This is a genomic window from Lutibacter sp. (genome assembly GCF_046055765.1).
Classification (GTDB): Bacteria; Bacteroidota; Bacteroidia; order Flavobacteriales; family Flavobacteriaceae; genus Lutibacter.
Map to the genome: position 1 here is coordinate 1 of NZ_JASFZF010000138.1, position 4240 is coordinate 4240.

Annotated in this window: 3 protein-coding genes and 2 pseudogenes; 3 read left to right on the top strand and 2 right to left on the bottom strand. The window is 30.1% G+C overall.

The genetic code is table 11. From position 1 onward, the window contains the following. A pseudogene (locus tag QM495_RS12605) lies at positions 1 to 1357 on the top strand (hypothetical protein); the annotation flags it as partial. A 33-nt stretch (positions 1358 to 1390) separates the two neighbouring features. Here QM495_RS12605 and QM495_RS12610 read toward each other — a convergent pair. Beyond that, positions 1391 to 1627: a VF530 family DNA-binding protein gene (locus tag QM495_RS12610; RefSeq protein ID WP_408672470.1), complete on the bottom strand. Its 237-nt coding sequence runs from the start codon at positions 1625 to 1627 to the stop codon at positions 1391 to 1393. Positions 1628 to 1706: 79 nt separating this feature from the next. Between QM495_RS12610 and QM495_RS12615 the strand changes: the two genes are divergently transcribed. Both QM495_RS12615 and QM495_RS12620 read left to right on the top strand, forming a co-directional pair. Further along, positions 1707 to 2435 carry an NYN domain-containing protein gene (locus QM495_RS12615; protein ID WP_408672471.1) on the top strand — a complete coding sequence of 243 codons (729 nt, stop codon included), beginning with the start codon at positions 1707 to 1709 and terminating at the stop codon, positions 2433 to 2435. Positions 2436 to 2490: 55 nt separating this feature from the next. Beyond that, entirely contained in the window at positions 2491 to 3969 is a 1479-nt protein-coding gene (locus QM495_RS12620; RefSeq protein WP_408672472.1) for a Na+/H+ antiporter NhaC family protein, read from the top strand. 4 nt (positions 3970 to 3973) lie between these two features. Here QM495_RS12620 and QM495_RS12625 read toward each other — a convergent pair. Continuing rightward, positions 3974 to 4240, bottom strand: a pseudogene (locus QM495_RS12625) (ATP-dependent helicase); the annotation flags it as partial.

A 4240-nucleotide genomic window follows, 5' to 3' on the forward strand; every position in this document is an offset into this window, starting at 1 on the left:
TGTAAATTATGTATTACCCTCTCAACATGAAGAAAACACAGTATATGCATGTTTTGATGGTAGAAAAAACAGTAGTGATTTTACTCCTTATTTAATAAAAAGTACTGATAATGGTAAAACGTGGACTTCAATTGCTTCAAATTTACCTAAAGGAACAGTTTATGTAATTCAAGAAGATTTTAAAAATCCTAATATTTTATTTATTGGAACAGAATGGGGTGTTTGGACAACTATTAACGGCGGAAAAAAATGGGTGCAACTTAAAAATGGAATTCCTCCAATTCAAGTGAAAGATTTAACAATTCAAGAGCGTGAAAACGATTTGGTTGTAGCAACATTTGGGCGTGGATATTATGTGTTAGATAATTACTCAGCATTACGTGAAATAAGTGAAGAAATAAATAATAAAGAAGCGCATGTTTTTGAAATTAATGATGCATTGTTATATTTTCCTTCAAGTAATTTAAATTATCAAGGTGATGTTCATTTTAGAACACCAAATCCTAAACCATCAGCTAAATTTGAATACTATATTAAAAATGGGTACGAAACTTTAAAACAAAAAAGAAAAACGATTCAAAAAGCTGCTAAAAAATCGGGAAAATTTAGGTATCCAACCGAAGAAGAATTATTAGCAGAAAGCGAAGAGTCTAAACCAACATTAGTGTTTACAATTTATGATGCTTCGGGCAATATTATGAGAAAATTAACAACGCCTCTTAAAAGTGGGTACAACAGTATTAGTTGGAATTTATCGTATTTAACTAATCGTGGAGCAAAAGTTTCTCCAGGAGATTATAAATTAGCAATTGATAAAAATATTGATGGAAAATTCACAAGAATTATTGAAGGAAAGTCGTTCAATGTAATTTCTATTCCAAATGCACTTGGAACACCAAATTATGAGAGTAATTTTAATTTTAAGAAGAATGTTATTGGGTTAAACAGAAAAGTAATTTCAGCAAGAGGTAAAATTAAAGATATGAATACTCGTATTGAAAACATGAAAAAGATACTAGCAAATACTCCAGTTGAAGCAACTATTTTAGTAGATGAAATGGATGCTTTACAACAAGAAATAGATAAGGTTGCAAAAGTAATTATAGGTGGATTTGGAGCTAAAAATACGGTTTTAAGTAGAATTCAATTTGCATTATACACAACATCTTCTGCACAAGTAAACATCACAGGAGCTCAAAAAGAGCAGTATAAACTAGCTAAAGCAGCCTTTAAAAATAAGGAAACAACTTTGAATAATTTATTTAATGTAAAACTTCCAGCGTTAGAGAAAGAATTTGAAGATGCTGGTGGAATACTATTTAATAATCCACCGACTCGAAGACATTATGAAGACTAATTAAAATAAAAAGGCAACCAATTGGTTGCCTTTTTATTTTTGAAGAGATTTTAAATATAAATTTTCCACTTTTGTTCTTGCCCAAGGAGTTTTTCGTAAAAATTTAAGACAAGATTTTATGGTAGGATTACTTTTAAAACAATTTATTTTAATTGTTAAACTTAATTCTTCCCAACCATAAGTTGAAATTAAGTATTGTAAAATTTCAGCTAATTTAACTCCGTGAAGAGGATTATTAGGTTGTTCTTTATCTGTATTCTTTGAAATCATATAGAGGGCTAAAGTAAGATAATATTTAGAACTTAAATTTTAAAAAACTAGAAATTATTTTTCAGTACCTTTATCAAATATGATAAAAGACTTAAAATTAGCAGTACTTATTGATGGTGATAACATTCCTTCAAAATACATTAAAGAAATGATGGAGGAAATTACAAAATATGGCACACCAACCATAAAGCGTATTTATGGAGATTGGACCAAACCGCAATTATCAAAATGGAAAACCATTTTACTAGAAAATGCCATAACACCTATTCAGCAATACGGGTATACTGTTGGTAAAAACGCTACAGATTCAGCCATGATTATTGATGCGATGGATATTTTATATTCAGAAAAAGTAAATGGTTTTTGCTTGGTTTCATCAGATAGTGATTTTACAAAGTTAGCAACAAGGCTTAGAGAAGCAGGCTTAGTTGTGTATGGAATTGGTGAAAAGAAAACTCCAAATCCGTTTATTGTAGCCTGTGACAAATTTATTTATTTAGAAATTTTAGAAACTGAAGATGACACTTCAACTGGAAAAGAAAAACTTAAAAAACCTAATATTGATAAAATTACACCAAAAGTGATTAAATTTTTAAGAAACTCAGTTAATGATGCAGCAGATGATGACGGTTGGGCTTTTATGGGGGATGTGGGTTCACTTATTTTGAAAAAACAACCCAATTTTGATGCTCGTAATTTCGGATTTCAAAAGTTAACTCCATTATTCAAATCATTAAATCAATTTGAAATTACTCAAAAAGAAAAAACAAGCGGTCGTTTTAAATTAATATATGTTCGAAATAAGTAAATAACACTTTAAATTTAGTGCTATATTTTTTCACCAACAACTTATCTAACTTTCAATGAACGATTACGGCTTTTTATCAATACTTCCCCCCATTATAGCAATTATTTTTGCATTAAGAACAAAACAAGTTTACATCGCTTTATTTTTTGGAATTTGGTTTTCTTGGATAATTATGAGTGATTGGAATTTATTAACAGGAAGTTTAGCCGCAATCGAAGGAATGGTAAATGTTTTTAAATCTGAAGGGAATACTAGGACTATTATGTTTAGTGCTTTAGTTGGGGCATTATTACTTTTTATTCAATATTCAAGAGGTGTTGAAGGTTTTGTAAATAAATTAAATATATTAATTTCTTACTTTGAAAAAAAGAAAACAGGATATAGTAGAGTTATTGTTCAGTTATTAGCAATGTTTACAGGAATTATTTTATTTGTTGAAACTAGTATTAGCTCACTTACAGTAGGAACTTTGTACCGACCAATTTTTGATAAATTAAAAATACCAAGAGAAAAATTAGCTTATATTGCCGATTCTAGTTCTGCACCAACTTCAATTCTTATTCCATTTAATGCTTGGGGAGCATTTATTATGGGTTTATTAGTTACTCAAGGCATTGAGCACCCTTTTGCTACATTAATAACATCTATTAAATATAACTTTTATCCAATTGTAACGCTACTAATTTTAACATTTGTAATCATTTTTAAAAAAGATATTGGCTCAATGGCGAAAGCCGAAAAACGAACAAAAGAAACAGGTAAGTTAATGAATGAAGGAGCTAAACCTATGCTTTCTGATACTGTTACATCATATCCACCCAAAGAAGGAATTAAAGCAAAAGCCTATAATATGGTAATTCCTTTAGTTACAATGGTACTTATGATGCCTATTAATTTAGCTTACACAGGTTGGAGTAATGTTGAAAAATATCATTCTTTTTGGAATCATTTTTCTCAAGCAATAGGGAAAGGGTCTGGATCTTCGTCTGTTTTATATGCTGTACTTACTGCTATTTTGGTTGCTATGATTTTATACCGATCACAAGGAATAATGAAAACGAAAGAAATGGTAGATTTAACACTAAAAGGAATTAGTGAATTAATGCCTTTAGCATTATTAATGATGCTTGCATTTGCGATAGGTGAAGCTTGTAATCAATTAGGTACGGGACAGTACATTGCGAATGTTTCTAAAGATTGGATTTCTCCAGAATTTTTACCAGCTATTGTTTTTGTTATAAGTTCTTTTATTGCTTTTTCAACAGGGACTTCTTGGGGTACGTTTGCAATTATGTTAGCAATTTCTTTACCAATGGCAACTATTCAAGGAGCAGATACAACATTAGTAATTGCAGCAACATTGGGTGGAGGTGTTTTTGGAGACCATTGTTCTCCTATTTCAGATACTTCGATAATATCTTCAATGGCATCAGCAAGTGACCATATAGATCATGTAAAAACCCAATTACCTTATGCATTAATAGGCGGTTTAATAACTATAATACTATATGTTATTATGGGATTTTTGATTTAGAGAATTAACGTCGTTTTTTAGAATAAGGTCTCCATTTTCTTTTCTTATTGGTGTTTTCACCTTCTTTAGGTTGGTTTTCTGAACGACGTTTTAATTTTTTCTTTTGATTTTTTGAAGGTCCTTTTGGAATAGGAGCATCTTCAATTCCATCACCAATAAAAGGATGTTCAGAAATCACAGGAATTTCCTGATTGATTAACTTCTGGATATCTTTTAAGTAGGCTTTTTCTTCAGCATTACAAAAAGATAAGGCAATTCCACTTGCTTTTGC

What these genes read in the sequence shown, in the direction of transcription:
- QM495_RS12615 (WP_408672471.1), top strand. Translation starts at nt 1,707, where the DNA reads ATGATAAAAGACTTAAAATTAGCAGTACTTATTGATGGTGATAACATT.
- QM495_RS12610 (WP_408672470.1), bottom strand. Translation starts at nt 1,627, where the DNA reads ATGATTTCAAAGAATACAGATAAAGAACAACCTAATAATCCTCTTCAC.
- QM495_RS12620 (WP_408672472.1), top strand. Translation starts at nt 2,491, where the DNA reads ATGAACGATTACGGCTTTTTATCAATACTTCCCCCCATTATAGCAATT.